This window comes from Cellulomonas sp. B6, assembly GCF_001462455.1.
GTDB lineage: Bacteria > Actinomycetota > Actinomycetes > Actinomycetales > Cellulomonadaceae > Cellulomonas.
The window spans coordinates 1-16,686 of sequence record NZ_LNTD01000200.1 but is presented as its reverse complement, the minus strand read 5'-3'; the positions used below and the strand labels follow the sequence as shown (position 1 = coordinate 16,686).

The following is a 16,686-nucleotide window of genomic DNA, read 5'->3' as shown; positions in this document are numbered from 1 at the left end:
GCCGGGCGGGTGGCCGGTGGCCGCCCCGCCCGCGCAGGACGACCCCGCGCCGCGCCCGCCGCGCCGGCGGGCGGTCGTCGTGCTGTCGGTGGTCCTCGTCGGCGTGCTGGTCGCGGCGGGCGTGCTCGGCACCCACCTGTGGCGCGCGAGCGACTCGTGGCGCGACGCGGCCGCGGACTGGGAGGCCCTGGCCCGCGAGCACGGCGCGCAGCTCGCGCAGAGCCAGGCCGACCTCGAGGCGACGTCGTCCGAGCTCGAGGCGACCCGCGGTCAGCTCGCGACGGCGCAGACCCGGATCACCGAGCTGGCCGACGAGAAGGCCCAGCTGGGCGACTCGACGGCCGAGCAGCAGCAGCTCGCGGACTACCAGGCTCGCGTGTCGCGTGCCGCCGGCGACGTCGCGACCGCCCTGAGCACCTGCATCGACGGTCAGAAGCGGCTCATCGGGTACCTCGGGGACACCGCGCAGTACGACGCGGACGACCTGGCACGGTTCCGCGCCGACGTCGACCGGGTGTGCGGTGCCGCCACGGACGCGAACGCGGCCCTGCAGCGGGAGCTCGCGCGGTGACCCGACGGGGCGCTCTCCCGGCGCTCGTCGCGCTGCTGACGCTGGGCGGGTGCGCGCTGCTCCCCCAGCCCGCACCCGCCGTGCCCGACAGCGTCGTGCCGAGCGCAGCACCCGCGCCGTCCGCGAGCGCGGACGGCTCGCAGCTCTCGCCGGACGGGTTCGACGCGGCCCAGCGCATGGCCGTGCGGATCCGCAACATCGGCTGCGGCGCGCTGTCGACCGGCTCGGGGTTCGCGGTCGGCGAGCACACGCTCGTGACGAACCGGCACGTCGTGGCGGACTCGGCCGAGCTCGAGCTGAGCACGTACGACGGGCGCGACGTCGCCGCCGAGGCCGCGAGCACCGCGGCCCTCGCGGACCTCGCGGTCGTGCGCACGGTCGACGCGCTGCCCGCCGCGCCCGTGCTGGCGGACGCGGACCCGGCCGTGGGCGACCCCGTGACGGTCGTCGGGTACCCGCTCGGCAGGCAGCTGACCGTGACCGACGGTCGGGTCGTGGGTGCGGTCACCGACCCCCTCAACGAGAACCTGGGCGAGGTGCTGGTCACCGACGCCCCCGTCGAGCCGGGCTCGTCCGGGTCGGCGGCGCTCGACGCCGAGGGGCGCGTGATCGGTGTCGTGTACGCCAAGAACGCCGACGACATGAGCTTCCTGGTGCCGGTGAGCACGCTGCGCACCCTGCTGGCCGACGAGACCGCGTTCACCGCCGCGGCCGCGTGCGGGTGACCCCGAGGAGAGGACGCACGACATGAGCGAGCACCGTTTCGACCCGACGTCGCTGACGCGGTCCGCCGACGACACGCTGACCGTGCGTCGCGTCTTCGGCGAGGCCTACGAACGTGACGGCGCGCTCGTCGTGCCCGTCGCGCGGGTGTCGGGCGTCGTGGGTACCGGCACCGCGACCGGGGACGGCGGGGTGTCGGGGCCGCGTCGCGACGACGAGAGGGGCCGGGGCGCGGGCCCGTACGGCACCGGCGACGCCGGGGGCGGCGGCTTCGGCACGCACGTCAAGGCGGTCGGCGTGTTCGTGGTGGACGACGACGGTGCGCACTGGCACCCGGCGCTCGACCTCAACCGGGTGATCCTCGGCGGACAGCTGGTCGGCGCCGTCGTCGGGTGCGCGCTGGCGCTGGCGTGGGCGGTCCGGCGCCGCTGACCGCGCACGGACCGGGCCGTCAGGCGGTGCGGACCCGCAGCTCGAGCGAGTCGACCCGGGCGGCGACGTCGGGGTGCTGCGCGAGCGCCGCGTTGACCTGGCCGAGCACGCGGTCCAGCGCCGGCCGGTCCAGCCCGGGCAGCACCGCGAGCTCGACGGCCACCTCGGCGCGCGTCCCGGGCACCGCGTCGGCGCCGGCGACCAGGCGGACACCGGCCACGGCCTCCCGCACGGCCGCGCGGACGTCGTCGTCGACGCGACCGCCGCTCACCGCGGGACGCCACGGCAGGCCCTGGGCGAGCGCGTAGACGGCCGTGCGCGGCAGCACCGCGGTGACCGGGCCGCCCGCGTCGAGGACCATGACCTCCCAGCCCTCGGTGACCGCCGAGAGCGCGGCGCGCGCGACGTCGGACGGCACCGGGCGGGCGTCGGCGCGCCAGCGGGTCATCGCCACGACGCCCGTGAAGACGGGCAGCGCCGTGCGGCCGTCGGGCGTGCGCAGCGCGACGACGCCGGCCGAGGCCTCCTTGTCGACCGTGTGCGCGTGGCCGTCGTGCTCGACGACGCCCTCGACCTCGAGCTCGGCCAGCACGGGCACGAGCACGCGCGTCGGCGCGAGCGCCGCGACGACGTCCGCGAGCTCGGCCCCGCCGTCGGCGTACCGCGCGAGCGTCGCGGTCAGCGCGGGGTCGGCCGAGCCGTCGTCGCCCGCGAACGGCGACGACGGGGGCAGCTCGCAGCCCGTCACGGGCGACCGGCGACGTCCAGCGCCTGCGGCAGCGTGAACGCGCCCGCGTACAGCGCCTTGCCGACGATCGCGCCCTCGACGCCGGCCGGCACGAGCGTGCGCAGCGCCGCGACGTCCTCGAGGCTCGAGATGCCGCCCGACGCCACGACCGGCGCCGACGTGCGCTCGCACACCTCGCGCAGCAGCTCGAGGTTGGGCCCGCGCAGCGTGCCGTCCTTGGTCACGTCGGTGACGACGTACCGCGAGCAGCCCGCGTCGTCGAGGCGCGCGAGCACCTCCCACAGGTCGCCGCCCTCCTGCGTCCAGCCGCGCGCCGCGAGCGTCGTGCCGCGCACGTCGAGCCCCACGGCGATCTGGTCGCCGTGCGACGCGATGACCCGCGCGGTCCACTCGGGGTCCTCGAGCGCGGCCGTGCCGAGGTTGACCCGCGTCGCACCCGTCGCGAGCGCGCGCTCGAGCGACGCGTCGTCCCGGATCCCGCCCGACAGCTCGACCTTGACGCCCTTGGCGGCGAGCTCGGCCGCGACCTTGCCCAGCAGCACCGCGTTGGTGCCGCGCCCGAAGGCGGCGTCGAGGTCGACGAGGTGGATCCACTCGGCGCCGCCGGCGTACCAGTCGAGGGCCGCCGACAGCGGGTCGCCGTACGACGTCTCCGAGCCGGCCTCGCCCTGCACGAGGCGCACGGCCTGGCCGTTCGCGACGTCGACGGCGGGCAGCAGCTCGAGCCGGGGCTCACGCGTGGGTGTCATGGGTCCTCTCCGGGTGGGGTCCGCGCGCGCCGGAGGCGGGCGCGGGCGGTGCTCAGCGCAGCGAGCCGACCCAGTGGGACAGCAGCTGCGCGCCGGCGTCGCCGGACTTCTCGGGGTGGAACTGGGTGGCCGACAGCGGCCCGTTCTCGACCGCGGCGACGAACCGCCCGCCGTGGTCCGACCACGTGACGAGCGGCGCCGCGAGCGGGTGCTCACCGGCGGCCGGCGCGTCGAGCAGGGGGAACGTCCGCGCGGCGTAGGAGTGCACGAAGTAGAAGCGCTCGTCGGCGAGCCCGTCGAACAGCACCGAGCCCGCGGGCGCGTCGACGGTGGCCCAGCCCATGTGCGGCACGACGTCGGCCTCGAGGCGGTCGACCACGCCGGGCCACTCGCCGAGGCCGTCGGTGCGCACGCCGTGCTCGACGCCCTCGCCGAACATCACCTGCATGCCGACGCAGATGCCCAGCACGGGACGCCCGCCCGCGAGCCGGCGGTCGACGACCTGGTCCCCGTCGACGCCGCGCAGTCCGGCCATGACGGCCGCGAACGCGCCCACGCCCGGCACGACGAGCCCGTCGGCCTCGAGCGCGGCGCGCTTGTCGGCCGTCAGCTCGACGTCGGCGCCGACGCGGGCGAGGGCCCGGACGGCGGAGCGCACGTTGCCGAAGCCGTAGTCGAGGACGACGACGCGGGGAGACACCCGGACAGGCTACCCGCGCGCGCACGCACCGCCCGTCGGTCGTCCGGCGGGCGGACGACCACCCGCCCGGACGCCGCGACGCGGGGTCGGGGGTCAGCGGGCCGGGGGTCAGCGGCGGTGCGCCGCCAGCATGCGCATCGCCTTCCACCGCGACAGACCCACCGACGTGACCACGCCCTCGAGCTCGTCCACGGGCACGTCGCCGAGCAGCAGGTCCTCGAGCACGGGCGGCGCACCCGAGAGCACGAGCCCCGCGGGCAGGTCCTTCTCGCGCTCGCCGCCGACCCACTGCGAGGCCGTGACCTTGCCCTCGCGACGCTCGAGCAGCACGACCGGCACCTGCCTCAGCAGACGTGAGACGGCGCCGGCGGCCTGCGAGCCGGCCGCCGGGTCGCGGACCACCGCGAGCGCGCCGATCGGCGACGGCACGGCGTCGACGTCCACCTTGGCGAGCGAGCACGCCGCGGCGAGCGCGTCGGCGACCGCGACCTGCGTGACGACCACGGCGACGGTCGGCGGCTGCTCGGCCGTCAGGGACGACAGGTCGTCGGGGACCTCGAGGCCGTCGAGGTCGTCACCCGGGCCGTCGGCGCTCACAGGGCCCCCTTGGTGGACGGCACGCCGTCGACCCGCGGGTCGAGCGCGACAGCGGTACGCAGCGCGCGCGCGAGCGCCTTGAACTGCGCCTCGACGATGTGGTGCGGGTCGCGGCCCGCGAGCACGCGCACGTGCACCGTGAACGCCGCGTGGTGCGCGATCGACTCGAGCACGTGCGCCGTGAGCGAGCCCGTGAAGTGGCCGCCGATGAGGTGGTACTGCTGCCCCTCGGGCTCGCCCGAGTGCACGAAGTACGGCCGGCCGGAGACGTCGACGACCGCGTGCGCGAGCGCCTCGTCGAGCGGCACGGTCGCGTCGCCGTAGCGGACGATGCCGCGCTTGTCGCCGAGCGCCTGCCGCAGCGCCTGGCCCAGCACGATCGCGGTGTCCTCGACGGTGTGGTGCGCGTCGATGTGCGTGTCGCCCTGCGCGCGCACCGTGAGGTCGATCAGCGAGTGCTTGCCGAGGGCCGTGAGCATGTGGTCGTAGAACGGCACGCCCGTGTCGATCTGCGTGCGTCCCGTGCCGTCGAGGTCGACCTCGACCACGACGCTCGACTCGCTCGTGCCGCGCTCGACGCGCGCCGTGCGACGGCCCGTCCCGCTGGGCTCCCCGCTCATCGTCCCGTCACCTCCGCCAGGGCGTCCGTGAACGCCGCCGTCTCCGCCGGGGTGCCGACCGACACCCGCAGCCACCCCTCGGGGCCCGTGACGCGCACGAGCACGCCCCGGTCGAGCAGACCCTGCCAGACCGCGTCGCGGTCGTCGAACCGGCCGAACAGCACGAAGTTCGCGTCCGAGTCGGCGGCCTCGAACCCGCGGCCGCGCAGCCACGCGACGAGCGCGTCGCGCTCGTCGCGCAGCGAGCCGACCTGGGCCATGAGCTCGGGCGCGTGCGCGAGCGCGGCGCGCGCCACGGCCTGCGTCACGGCCGACAGGTGGTACGGCAGGCGCACGACGCGCAGCGCGTCGACGAGCGCGGGCGCAGCGGCCAGGTACCCCACGCGGGCGCCCGCGAGGCCGAACGCCTTGGACATCGTGCGGCTCACGGCGAGGTGCGGGTGGTCCGCCAGCAGCTCGAGCGCCGACGGGGTGCCGGCACGCCGGAACTCGCCGTACGCCTCGTCGACGACGACCACGCAGCCGCCGGGCACGCGCGCGGCCGCGTCGAGCACGGCGCGCACCGTGCCGGCCGGCAGGGCGGTGCCCGTCGGGTTGTTGGGGCTCGCGAGCAGCACGACGCTCGGCGCGTGCTCCGCGATCGTCGCGCGCGCGTGCTCGGGGTCGAGCGTGAAGTCCTCCGCCCGCCGCCCCACGACCCACCGGGTCGAGGTGTCGCGCGCGTACTCGGGGTACATCGAGTACGTGGGCGCGAACGACAGGGCCGTGCGGCCGGGACCGCCGAACGCCTGCAGGACGTGCAGCATGATCTCGTTCGAGCCGTTGGCGGCCCACACCTGCGCGGGCGTGAGCGCGACGCCGGACTCGGCGAGCAGGTAGGCGGCGAGGTCGGCCCGCAGGTCCGCGAAGTCGCGGTCCGGGTACCGGTTGAGCCCGCGCGCGGCGTCCGCGACGGCCGCGGCGACGTCGGCGACGACCTGCTCGGACGGCGCGTACGGGTTCTCGTTGACGTTGAGCAGCACGGGGACGTCGAGCTGGGGGGCGCCGTAGGGCTCGAGGCCCGCGAGCTCGGGGCGCAGCGGCAGCACGGCCGCGAGCGAGGGGTCGGACGAGGCGGTCACGCCCCGAGTGTAGGGACCGGGCGCGGCACCTCCGCGGCCTCGCCCACCCACCGGGCGGTGTCGGCGCACGCACGTACGCTGCCGGACATGCCCACCCCCGCCGTCCCCGCCGCGACCGCCGTCGACCGCACCGCGCTGCGCGCGCGGGCCGAGGACGTGCTGCGCGCGCTGGTCGGGCGGCCCGACGCGCGCCTGCACGAGGACCAGTGGCAGGCCGTCGAGGCGCTCGTCGCCGACCGGCGCCGCGTGCTCGTCGTGCAGCGCACCGGGTGGGGCAAGTCGGCCGTGTACTTCGTCGCGACCGCGCTGCTGCGCGGCGGCGCGGCCGGCCCGCCGCGCGGCGCGACGATCATCGTGTCGCCGCTGCTCGCGCTCATGCGCAACCAGGTGGAGGCCGCGCGGCGCGCGGGCATCGCGGCGGAGACGCTGAACTCGGCCAACCAGCAGGACTGGGACGACGTGCACGCGCGCATCGCGGCGGGCGAGGTCGACGTGCTGCTCGTCTCCCCCGAGCGCCTCAACAACCCGGGTTTCCGCGACGAGGTGCTGCCGCGGCTCGCGTCCGACGCCGGTCTCGTGGTCGTCGACGAGGCGCACTGCGTGTCGGACTGGGGGCACGACTTCCGCCCCGACTACCGCCGCATCCGCACGCTCCTGGCCGACCTGCCGCACGGCGTGCCGGTGCTCGCGACGACCGCGACCGCGAACGCGCGCGTGACGGCCGACGTCGCCGAGCAGCTCGCGGTCGGCGAGGACGACGCGGGTGCGCTCGTGCTGCGCGGCACGCTCGACCGCCCGAGCCTGCGCCTGCAGGTGACCACGCTGCCCGACGTCGCGACGCGCCTGGCCTGGCTCGCGGCGACGCTCCCGGCGCTGCAGGGGTCCGGCATCGTCTACTGCCTGACGATCGCGGCGGTCGAGCAGGTCACCGAGCACCTGCGCTCCGCGGGGCTCGACGTGCGCGCCTACACCGGGCAGACCGACCCGACCGAGCGCGAGCAGGCCGAGGCGGACCTGCTCGCCAACCGCGTCAAGGCGCTCGTCGCGACGTCGGCGCTCGGCATGGGGTACGACAAGCCCGACCTCGGGTTCGTCGTGCACGTCGGTGCGCCGTCGTCGCCGATCGCGTACTACCAGCAGGTCGGCCGTGCGGGCCGTGCGACGCAGCGGGCGGACGTCGTGCTGCTGCCGGGCCACGACGACCAGGCGATCTGGGAGTGGTTCGCCTCGACCGCGTTCCCGCCCGAGGACCAGGTGCGCGCGACGCTCGCGGCGCTCGACGCGCACGGCACGCTGTCGACCGCGAGCCTCGAGACCTTCGTGAGCCTGCGCCGCAGCCGCCTCGAGGGGATGCTCAAGGTGCTTGACGTCGACGGCGCCGTGCGGCGCGTGCGGGGCGGCTGGGAGTCGACGGGCGAGCCGTGGTCGTACGACGGCGAGCGGTACGCGCGCGTGACGGCTGCTCGGCGCGCCGAGCAGCGCACGATGCTCGACTACCAGGCGACCGAGGGCTGCCGCATGGCGTTCCTGCGGGCCGCGCTCGACGACCCGGCCCTGCCCGACGGCTGGCGCTGCGGCCGGTGCGACCGCTGCACGGGCGAGACCGTGGGCGCCGTGCCGGACACGTCGGCCGTCGAGCACGCGCGCGAGCTGCTCGCGGTGCCGGGCGAGCCCGTGACCGCCCGGCGGCAGTGGCCGTCGGGCCTGGGGTCGCTGGGCCTCGACCTCAAGGGCCGCATCCCCGCCGACGAGCAGGTCGAGGAGGGACGCGCGGTCGGCCGCCTCGACGCGCTCGGGTGGGGCGGCCCGCTACGCGAGGCCCTGCGTGAGCAGGTCCCGGCCGAGCTGCCCGCGAACCTGCGTCCGCCGGTGCGCACCGTGCTCGACGCGTGGACGCCGCAGGTCGACGTGGTCGTCGCGGTGGCGTCCGAGAGCCGGGGCGCGCTCGTCGAGCACCTCGCCGCCGGCACGGCGCGGCTGCTGGGCGTGCCGCTCGTCGGCGCGCTCGTGCCCACGGGCACGCCGTCACGGCACGACGTGAACTCGGCGCAGCGGCTCGCCGACGTGCTGCGGCACCTCGACCTGCCCGCGGACGTGGTGCAGGCCGTCGCGGGCCGCCGTGTGCTGCTGGTCGACGACCGTACCGACACGGGGTGGACGCTCACGGTCGCCGGTCGCCTGCTGCGGCGCGCCGGGGCGTCGCAGGTGCTGCCGTTCGTCCTCGGGGTCGGCTGACGCGGACGGGCCGTCCCGGCGCGCACGGGCGACGCGGGACGGGCCGTCGGGCGCGTCAGAACCGCGCGCGGACCGCCTCGCCGTGCGCCGGCAGACCCTCGGCGTCCGCGAGCGCGACGACCCGGTCGGCGACGGCCGCGAGCGCGTCGGCGTCGTACTCGATCACCTGGACGGCACGCAGGAACGAGTGCACGCCGAGCCCGCTCGCGAAGTGCGCGCAGCCGCCCGTGGGCAGCACGTGGTTGGACCCGGCCATGTAGTCGCCGAGCGACACGGGCGACCAGGGACCGACGAAGATCGCGCCGGCGCTCGTGACGCGCTGCGCCCACGCGGCGGCGTCGACCGTCTGGATCTCGAGGTGCTCCGCGCCGTAGGCGTTCACGACCTCCAGGCCCGCCTCGAGATCGTCCACCAGCACGATCGCGGACTGCGACCCGCGCAGCGCCGTCGCGACCCGCTCGCGGTTCACGGTGTCCTCGACGCGGTCGACGAGCTTGGCCTCGACGGCGCCCGCGAGCTCGACCGACGGCGTGACGAGCACGGCCGCGGCGAGCGGGTCGTGCTCGGCCTGCGACACGAGGTCCGCGGCGACGTGCACGGCGTCGGCGGTCCCGTCGGCGAGAACGGCGATCTCGGTCGGTCCGGCCTCGGCGTCGATCCCGACGAACCCGCGCACGAGGCGCTTGGCCGCCGCGACGTACACGTTGCCGGGCCCGGTGATGACGTCGACCGGCTCGCACAGCGTCTCGCCGTCGACGTCGTCCGACCCTGCCGCGCCGTACGCGAGCATCGCGACGGCCTGCGCGCCGCCGACCGCGTACACCTCGTCGACCCCGAGCAGCGCGCACGTCGCGAGCACGACCGGGTCGGGCAGCCCGTCGCGGTCCTTCTGGGGCGGCGACACGACCGCGAGCGACGCGACGCCCGCCTCCTGCGCGGCCACGACGTTCATGACCACCGACGACGGGTACACCGCGAGCCCACCGGGCACGTACAGCCCGACGCGGCGCACGGGCAGCCACCGCTGGCGCACCTGGGCCCCGGGGGCGACCTCGACCGTGAAGTCGGCGGGCCGCTGCGCGGCGTGCACGCGACGGACGCGGACGATCGTCTCCTCGAGCGCCGCGCGCACCTGCGGGTCGAGCGCGTCCACCGCGGCCGCGACGACGTCGGCGGGCACGCGCACGTGCACGGGCCGCACGCCGTCGAACCGCTCGGACAGGTCGCGCAGCGCGGCCGCCCCGTGCGCACGGACCTGCTCGAGGATGGGCGCGACGGCGGCCGCGGCGTGCTCGACGTCGAGCTCGGCCCGGGGCAGCTCGTCGAGCAGCTCACGACGCGACAGGGTCCGACCGCGCAGGTCGATGCGGGAGATCACGTCTCGGATTCTAGGCCGGGTGCGGTCGGCGACGCCGTGCGTCCGCGGTCCGGACCGCGCGGCGGCCCGCGCGGCCGGCCGCCTGCCACACTGGGCGCGTGAGCACGCGCGACGACCCCATCCGCCTCGGCCAGTTCCTCAAGCTCGTCGGCCTCGCCGAGACCGGCGGGCACGCGCGCGCGCTGCTCGACGACGACGCCGTGACCGTGAACGGCGAGCCCGAGACGCGCCGCGGCCGCCAGCTGCAGGTCGGGGACGTCGTCGAGGTCGACCTGCCGGGCGGCCCGCTGCAGGCGGTCGTGGAGCTCGACGACGAGGACGAGGACGACTGAGCCCGCCGGCGCTCCGAGGTCCGCGGCGGCACGTCCGCCGCGGACCGGGGAAGCCTAGGAGGCCATCCCCACGGCCGGCTGCCCGGGCGTCGCGAGGCAGCTCGGCCCGAGCAGCGCCTTGAGGTCGCCGAACAGCGAGGGCGACCGCTCGACCCGCAGCCCGTCCTCGAGCCGCATGACGACGGCGCGGCCGGGGCTGGTCAGACGCAGGTGCACCTCGTTCACGCCGGGGTGCGTCGACAGCACCTCGCGCAGCCGCTCGACGACGGGCGGCGTGCAGCGCGACTCGGCGAGCGAGACGACGACGGGCGCGTCGGCCACGGCCGACGTGTCGGGGATCGTCACCTCCATCGCCTGCAGCTGCATCTGGTCGTCGCGTCGCCGCACGCGGCCACGGATGACGAGGACGGCGTCCTCGGCGAGCACGGTCGAGTAGGCGAGGTAGGTCTCGCCGAAGAACATGATCTCGACCGAGCCCTCCATGTCCTCGAGCGTCACGGCGGCCCACGGGTTGCCCTGCTTCGACATCTTGCGCTGCAGGCTCGTCACGAGCCCCGCGACCACGACGGTCGACCCGTCGGGGCGTGCCTCGTCGGCGTTGAGCGTCGCGATCGAGACGTCGGCCTGCGCCGACAGCACGTGCTCGAGCCCTGACAGCGGGTGGTCGGACACGTAGAGGCCGAGCATCTCGCGCTCGAACGCCAGGCGCTGCTTCTTGTCCCAGTCGGGCAGGTCGGGGATCGTCACGGCGATCCCGCTGCCGGTCTCCTCGTCGCCGCCCAGCTCGGCGAACAGGTCGAACTGCCCCGTCGCCTCCTTGCGCTTGACGTCGATCACGGCGTCGACCGCCTGCTCGTGGATCAGCAGCAGCGCGCGGCGCGCGTGCCCGAGGGAGTCGAACGCGCCCGCCTTGATGAGCGACTCGATCGTCCGCTTGTTGCAGACCACGGCCGGCACCTTGTCGAGGAAGTCGGTGAAGGACGTGAACGCGCCCTTCTCCTCGCGGGCCTTGACGATCGCGTCGACGACGTTGGCGCCGACGTTGCGCACCGCGGTGAGGCCGAACCGGATGTCGACGCCCACGGCCGTGAAGTTCGCCGACGAGGAGTTGACGTCGGGCGGCAGCACCGTGATGCCCATGTGCCGGCACTCGCCGAGGTACAGCGCCGACTTGTCCTTGTCGTCGCGCACCGACGTCAGCAGGCCCGCCATGTACTCGGTCGGGTAGTTCGCCTTGAGGAACGCGGTCCAGTACGACACCACGCCGTAGGCCGCCGAGTGCGCCTTGTTGAACGCGTACCCGGCGAACGGGACGAGCACGTCCCACACCGCCTGGATCGCCGCGTCGGAGTAGCCCCGCTCGCGCATCCCCGCCTGGAAGGGCACGAACTCCTTGTCGAGGACCTCCTTCTTCTTCTTGCCCATCGCGCGGCGCAGCAGGTCGGCCTGACCCAGCGAGTAGCCCGCGAGCTTCTGGGCGGCGCGCTGCACCTGCTCCTGGTAGACGATCAGGCCGTGGGTGATGCCCACCACGTCCTCGAGGGGCTCCACGAGCTCGGGGTGGATCGGCTCGATCTCCTGCAGCCCGTTCTTGCGCAACGCGTAGTTCACGTGCGAGTTCATGCCCATCGGGCCCGGGCGGTACAGCGCGATGACGGCCGAGACGTCCTCGAAGTTGTCGGGCCGCATCTGGCGCAGCAGCGAGCGCATGGGCCCGCCGTCGAGCTGGAACACCCCGAGCGTGTCGCCACGGCCCAGCAGCTCGTACGTCGCGGGGTCGTCGAGCGCGACCTCCTCGATCGCGATCGGCTCCTTGCCGTTCATCACGATGTTCTCGAGCGCGTCGTCGAGGATCGTGAGGTTGCGCAGGCCCAGGAAGTCCATCTTGATCAGGCCCAGGGCCTCGGACGCCGGCTGGTCGAACTGCGTGATGATCGCGCCGTCCTGCGGGCGCTTCATGATCGGGATGATGTCGAGCAGCGGCTCGCTCGACATGATGACGCCGGCCGCGTGCACGCCCCACTGGCGCTTGAGGTTCTCCAGGCCGCGCGCGGTCTCCAGCACACGCTGCGCCTCGGGGTCCGCCGCGACGACCTGCCGGAACTCGTCGGCCTCGGCGTAGCGCGGGTGCTCGGGGTCGTACATGCCCGACAGCGGGATGTCCTTGCCCATGACGGGCGGCGGCATCGCCTTGGTGAGCTTCTCCCCCATCGCGAACGGGAAGCCCAGCACGCGCGACGCGTCCTTGAGCGCCTGCTTGGCCTTGATGGTGCCGTAGGTGACGATCTGGCAGACCCGGTCGTCGCCGTACTTCTCGGTGACGTACCGGATGACCTCGCCGCGCCGACGCTCGTCGAAGTCGACGTCGACGTCGGGCCAGGACACGCGCTCGGGGTTGAGGAAGCGCTCGAAGATCAGGCCGTGCTCGAGCGGGTCGAGCTCGGTGATGCCCATCGCGTACGACGCCATCGAGCCGGCGGCCGAGCCACGGCCCGGCCCGACGCGGATGCCCTGCGCCTTGGCCCAGTTGATGAAGTCCGCGACCACGAGGAAGTAGCCGGAGAACCCGAGCTGCGTGATGACGCCGACCTCGTAGTCGGCCTGCTTCTGCACCGCGTCCGGGATCGAGCCGGAGTAGCGCCGCAGCAGACCGTTCTGGACCTCCTTGACGAACCAGGAGTCCTCGTTCTCCCCCGCGGGCACGGGGAACCGCGGCATGTAGTTCGCGCCGGTGTTGAACGACACGTCGCACTGCTCGGCGATGAGCAGCGTGTTGTCGCACGCCTCGGGCAGCTCGGCCCACGTGCGGCGCATCTCGGCCGCGGACTTCACGTAGTAGCCCGTGCCGCCGAACGCGAACCGCGACCCGCCGTTGTCGCTGGTCGGCTCGTCGAGCGTCGACCCGGACTGGACGGCGAGCAGCACCTCGTGCGCGTGGGCGTCCTCCTCGCGCGTGTAGTGCAGGTCGTTCGTCGCGACCAGCGGCGCCCCGATGGCCTCGGCGACGCGCAGCAGGTCCTTGATGACGCGCTTCTCGATGTCGAGCCCGTGGTCCATGACCTCGACGTAGAAGAACTCCTTGCCGAAGATGTCCTGCAGCTCGCCCGCGGCGCGCACGGCCTCGTCCCAGTGACCCAGGCGCAGCCGCGTCTGCACCTCGCCCGACGGGCAGCCCGTCGTCGCGATGAGACCGTCCGCGTAGCGGGTCAGCAGCTCGCGGTCCATCCGGGGCCACTTGCCCATCTGCCCCTCGACCGAGGCCAGCGACCCCATCCGGAACAGGTTGTGCATGCCCTCGGTGGTGCGGCTCAGCAGCGTCATGTGCGTGTACGCACCGCGCGCCGAGACGTCGTCGGAGGCCTGGTGCGCCTCGCCCCAGCGCACGCGGTTCTGGTCGAACCGGCTCGTGCCCGGCGTGACGTACGCCTCGACCCCGATGATCGGCTTGACGCCGCGGTCGGTGGCCTTCTGCCAGAACTCGAACGCCCCGAACAGGTACCCGTGGTCGGTGATGGCCATCGCCTGCTGACCCAGCCGGGCGGCCTCGTCGAGCATCTCGCCGATGCGGGCGGCACCGTCGAGCATCGAGTACTCGCTGTGCACGTGGAGGTGGACGAAGGACGGGTCCGGGGATCCTCCAGCAGCCATGCGAGCGATCCTACGTCGCCCCACCGACGCCGCGGACGAGGGCCGCGCGCGTCACGCCGGGGTGCGGTCGCGGCTCAGGCGTACGCGCCGCGCAGGCCCTCGAGCGCGGCCGCGAGGTCCTCGGGGTAGTCGCTGCTCGTCTCGAGCCACTGCCCCGTGCCGGGGTGCTCGAAGCCGAGGCGCACGGCGTGCAGCCACTGCCGCCGCACGCCCACGCGCGCCGCGAGCGCCGGGTCCGCGCCGTACGTGAGGTCGCCCACGAGGCTGTGCCGCAGCGCCGCGAAGTGCACACGGATCTGGTGCGTGCGGCCCGTCTCGAGGTGCACCTCGACGAGCGAGGCGCCCGGCAGCATCTCCAGCACCTCGTAGTGCGTGACGGACGGCTTGCCGTCGGCGACCACCGCGAACTTCCAGTCCGACGACGGGTGCCGGCCGATCGGCGCGTCGATCGTGCCCGTCGTCGGGGACGGGTGGCCCTGCGCGAGCGCGTGGTAGACCTTCTCGACCGTGCGCTCCTTGAACGCGCGCTTGAGCGCCGTGTACGCGTGCTCGCTCTTGGCCACGACCATCAGGCCTGACGTGCCGGCGTCGAGGCGGTGCACGATCCCCTGGCGCTCGGCCGCGCCGGACGTCGCGATGCGGTAGCCCGACGCGGCGAGCGCACCGACGACCGTCGGCCCCGTCCAGCCGGGCGACGGGTGAGCCGCGACGCCGACGGGCTTGTCGACGACCACGAGGTCGTCGTCGTCGTGCACGATGCGCATGCCCGGCACGGGCTCGGGCACGACCACCGGTCCGGCGGGCTCGGGCTCGGTGAGGTCGACCTCGAGCCAGCTGCCCGCCACGAGCCGGTCGGACTTGGCGACGGGACGCCCGTCGACGCGCACCGCGCCGTCGGCGGCCAGCTCGGCGGCGCGGGTGCGCGACAGCCCCAGCAGGCGCGCGAGCGCCGCGTCGACGCGCTCCCCGGCCAGCCCGTCGGGCACCGGCAGCGCGCGCACGCCGCTCACGCGGCGCCCTCCCGACCGACCGCGTCGTCGGACGCGTCGTCCGCCGCGCCGTCGCGCGAGCCGTCGACGTGCACGCCGCGCGCGCTCAGCCACACCACGAGCACCGCCGCGACCACGATCGCGATGTCCGCGACGTTGCCGATGAACAGGTGCCAGTACGCGAGGAAGTCGACGACGTGGCCGTGCAGCGGAGCGGGCTCGCGGACCATGCGGTCCACGAGGTTGCCGAGCGCCCCGCCGAGCAGCAGCCCGAGCGCGACCGCCCAGCCCCGTGACCCCAGCCGACGGGACACGCGCACGATGACGACGACGACCGCGGTGGCCACGATCGTCAGCACCCACGTCATGCCGCTCGCGATCGACAGCGCCGCGCCCTCGTTGCGGATGAGCTGCAGCCCGAACAGCTCGCCGAGCAGCGGCGTACGCTCCCCCGGCACGAGCGTCGCGACCGCCCACACCTTGGTGAGCTGGTCGACCAGCAGCACGCCGGCGGTCAGCAGCGCGAACGTGCGCAGCAGCCGACGACGACGCACCGGGTCGACGCCCGGCCCCGACGCGACGGACGTCCCGGCGCCCGCGTCAGGGTGCGGCGAGGCCGCCAGGGCGCCGTCGTGCGGGCGCTCGTCGGGCAGGGCGGTGTCGTCGTCCGTCATGGGCACCGCAGGAGTCTACGGGCGCGTCAGCGCCGCTCCTCGCGCTGCTTGCACGCCACGCAGAGCACGGCCCGCGGGAACGCCTGCAGGCGCGCCTTGCCGACCGCCTGCCCGCAGGACTCGCACACGCCGAACGTGCCGGCCTCGAGCCGGTCGAGGGCGTGCGTGGTCTGCTCGAGCAGGTCGCGCGTGTTGTTGACGAGCGTGAGCTCGTGCTCACGCTCGAGGGCCGACGAGCCCGAGTCCGCCTGGTCGTCGCCGGCGCCGTCGCCGGAGTTGCGCAGGAGCTCGGACAGCTCGGCGTCGGCCGCGGCCAGCTCGCCCGCGAGCCGCTCACGGTCGGCCGTCAGCTCGGTCGCGACGGCCTCCAGCTCGTCCACGGTCCAGGGGTCCTCCCCGTCGCGGACGGGAAGCACCGCGACCAGGGCCCCCCGGCCCTCCGGCGACCCCATCGTCATCGTGCTCAGTGCATCGTTCGTGCTCACGGACGTTCCCCCCGTCTCGAGTGCGGCGACTGTATGCGCGTCTGCGCCCGCGCACAACACCACGGCGGGGACCCGTGCGCGGCGGCGACACGCCGACGCGACCTGCACCGCCACGGTGACCTGGACCACCCGCGCCGCCGGCAGCGGCGTGGTCGCGCGACCACGCCGCCCGGACACGACGACGCCGCCGGGGGTGGCACTCCCCCGGCGGCGTCGTTCGTGTCGTGCAGGCGTCAGATGCTCTGGCTCTCCGCGACCGGCTGACCCTGGCCGGAACGGGGCGGCAGCGCGTTGCCGCGGTTCTCGAGGTCGCCCAGGAGGTTCTCGAGGTAGCTCTTCAGACGCGTGCGGTAGTCCCGCTCGAAGACGCGCAGCTCGTCGATCTTGCGCTCGAGGAGCGAGCGCTCCTGCTCGAGCTGGCCGAGCGTGCGCTGCGACGTCTCCTCGGCCTCGCGCACGATGCGGGTCGCGCGGGTCTTGGCCTCGTTGATGAGACGGTCGGACTCCTCCTGGCCGCTGCGCACGTAGTCGTCGTGCAGCTTCTGGGCCAGCGCGAGCATGCCGGTCGCCGACTCGGGCTCGCTGCCGCGCTGCGGCACGGGCGCCGAGGTGGCCGCGACGGGCGGCTGGGCGAGCGCGGGGACCGGTGCGGGCTGCACGGGCGCGGGGGCGCCCCGGCCGAGC

General features: G+C 74.9%; 17 protein-coding genes. 5 read left to right on the top strand and 12 right to left on the bottom strand.

Features of this window, described 5'->3' with window-relative positions:
- The 3 genes from ATM99_RS15800 to ATM99_RS15790 form a co-directional block, all read left to right on the top strand.
- Positions 1-571, top strand: a 571-nt coding sequence (locus ATM99_RS15800; protein ID WP_062103803.1) for a hypothetical protein, incomplete at its 5' end; no start/stop codon positions are given.
- Positions 568-1,296 carry a S1C family serine protease gene (locus tag ATM99_RS15795; RefSeq protein ID WP_062103801.1) on the top strand — a complete coding sequence of 243 codons (729 nt, stop codon included), beginning with the start codon at positions 568-570 and terminating at the stop codon, positions 1,294-1,296. The genes ATM99_RS15800 and ATM99_RS15795, both read left to right, overlap by 4 nt.
- A 22-nt stretch (positions 1,297-1,318) precedes the next feature.
- Positions 1,319-1,726, top strand: a complete 408-nt coding sequence (locus tag ATM99_RS15790) for a spore germination protein GerW family protein (RefSeq protein WP_062103800.1) — start codon at positions 1,319-1,321, stop codon at positions 1,724-1,726.
- Between the two features lie 19 nt (positions 1,727-1,745).
- Here the strand turns inward: ATM99_RS15790 and ATM99_RS15785 are convergent, their stop codons facing one another.
- The 6 genes from ATM99_RS15785 to ATM99_RS15760 all read right to left on the bottom strand — a co-directional run bounded on the left by ATM99_RS15785 (position 1,746) and on the right by ATM99_RS15760 (position 6,261).
- Positions 1,746-2,474 carry an SseB family protein gene (locus tag ATM99_RS15785; protein WP_062103799.1) on the bottom strand — a complete coding sequence of 243 codons (729 nt, stop codon included), beginning with the start codon at positions 2,472-2,474 and terminating at the stop codon, positions 1,746-1,748.
- Positions 2,471-3,223 carry a bifunctional 1-(5-phosphoribosyl)-5-((5-phosphoribosylamino)methylideneamino)imidazole-4-carboxamide isomerase/phosphoribosylanthranilate isomerase PriA gene (gene priA, locus ATM99_RS15780; RefSeq protein ID WP_062103798.1) on the bottom strand — a complete coding sequence of 251 codons (753 nt, stop codon included), beginning with the start codon at positions 3,221-3,223 and terminating at the stop codon, positions 2,471-2,473. The genes ATM99_RS15785 and priA overlap by 4 nt, the downstream gene beginning before the upstream one ends.
- A 52-nt stretch (positions 3,224-3,275) precedes the next feature.
- A complete protein-coding gene (hisH, locus tag ATM99_RS15775; protein WP_062103797.1) occupies positions 3,276-3,923 on the bottom strand; it encodes an imidazole glycerol phosphate synthase subunit HisH in 648 nt (215 codons plus the stop codon).
- Between the two features lie 108 nt (positions 3,924-4,031).
- The gene (locus ATM99_RS15770; RefSeq protein WP_062103796.1) at positions 4,032-4,520 is read right to left on the bottom strand and encodes a hypothetical protein; all 489 of its coding nucleotides are present in this window, start codon (positions 4,518-4,520) and stop codon (positions 4,032-4,034) included.
- Positions 4,517-5,140: an imidazoleglycerol-phosphate dehydratase HisB gene (gene hisB / locus ATM99_RS15765; protein WP_046528195.1), complete on the bottom strand. Its 624-nt coding sequence runs from the start codon at positions 5,138-5,140 to the stop codon at positions 4,517-4,519. Before hisB ends, ATM99_RS15770 begins: the two co-directional genes overlap by 4 nt.
- The gene (locus tag ATM99_RS15760; protein WP_062103802.1) at positions 5,137-6,261 is read right to left on the bottom strand and encodes a histidinol-phosphate transaminase; all 1,125 of its coding nucleotides are present in this window, start codon (positions 6,259-6,261) and stop codon (positions 5,137-5,139) included. The genes hisB and ATM99_RS15760 overlap by 4 nt, the downstream gene beginning before the upstream one ends.
- Before the next feature lie 87 nt (positions 6,262-6,348).
- Here ATM99_RS15760 and ATM99_RS15755 point away from each other — a divergent pair, with 87 nt between their 5' ends.
- On the top strand, positions 6,349-8,496 hold the full coding sequence (locus tag ATM99_RS15755; RefSeq protein WP_062103795.1) for a RecQ family ATP-dependent DNA helicase: 2,148 nt from the start codon (positions 6,349-6,351) through the stop codon (positions 8,494-8,496).
- A 55-nt stretch (positions 8,497-8,551) separates the two neighbouring features.
- Here ATM99_RS15755 and hisD read toward each other — a convergent pair whose 3' ends face one another.
- Positions 8,552-9,874: a histidinol dehydrogenase gene (gene hisD / locus ATM99_RS15750; protein WP_062103794.1), complete on the bottom strand. Its 1,323-nt coding sequence runs from the start codon at positions 9,872-9,874 to the stop codon at positions 8,552-8,554.
- 98 nt (positions 9,875-9,972) lie between these two features.
- Here hisD and ATM99_RS15745 point away from each other — a divergent pair, with 98 nt between their 5' ends.
- Positions 9,973-10,206 (top strand): RNA-binding S4 domain-containing protein, encoded by a 234-nt coding sequence (locus ATM99_RS15745; RefSeq protein WP_062103793.1) that lies wholly within the window; start codon positions 9,973-9,975, stop codon positions 10,204-10,206.
- Positions 10,207-10,260: 54 nt separating this feature from the next.
- Here ATM99_RS15745 and dnaE read toward each other — a convergent pair whose 3' ends face one another.
- From dnaE to ATM99_RS15720, 5 genes are all read right to left on the bottom strand, one after another.
- Complete coding sequence (gene dnaE, locus ATM99_RS15740) at positions 10,261-13,854, bottom strand: DNA polymerase III subunit alpha (protein WP_062103792.1); 3,594 nt, start codon at positions 13,852-13,854, stop codon at positions 10,261-10,263.
- Between the two features lie 74 nt (positions 13,855-13,928).
- Complete coding sequence (locus ATM99_RS15735; RefSeq protein WP_062103791.1) at positions 13,929-14,864, bottom strand: RluA family pseudouridine synthase; 936 nt, start codon at positions 14,862-14,864, stop codon at positions 13,929-13,931.
- Positions 14,861-15,517 carry a signal peptidase II gene (lspA, locus tag ATM99_RS15730; protein WP_150118333.1) on the bottom strand — a complete coding sequence of 219 codons (657 nt, stop codon included), beginning with the start codon at positions 15,515-15,517 and terminating at the stop codon, positions 14,861-14,863. Before lspA ends, ATM99_RS15735 begins: the two co-directional genes overlap by 4 nt.
- Positions 15,518-15,543: 26 nt before the next feature.
- The gene (locus ATM99_RS15725; RefSeq protein ID WP_062103789.1) at positions 15,544-15,975 is read right to left on the bottom strand and encodes a TraR/DksA C4-type zinc finger protein; all 432 of its coding nucleotides are present in this window, start codon (positions 15,973-15,975) and stop codon (positions 15,544-15,546) included.
- A 260-nt stretch (positions 15,976-16,235) separates the two neighbouring features.
- On the bottom strand, positions 16,236-16,686 hold a 451-nt coding region (locus ATM99_RS15720), incomplete at its 5' end, for a DivIVA domain-containing protein (RefSeq protein WP_369798100.1).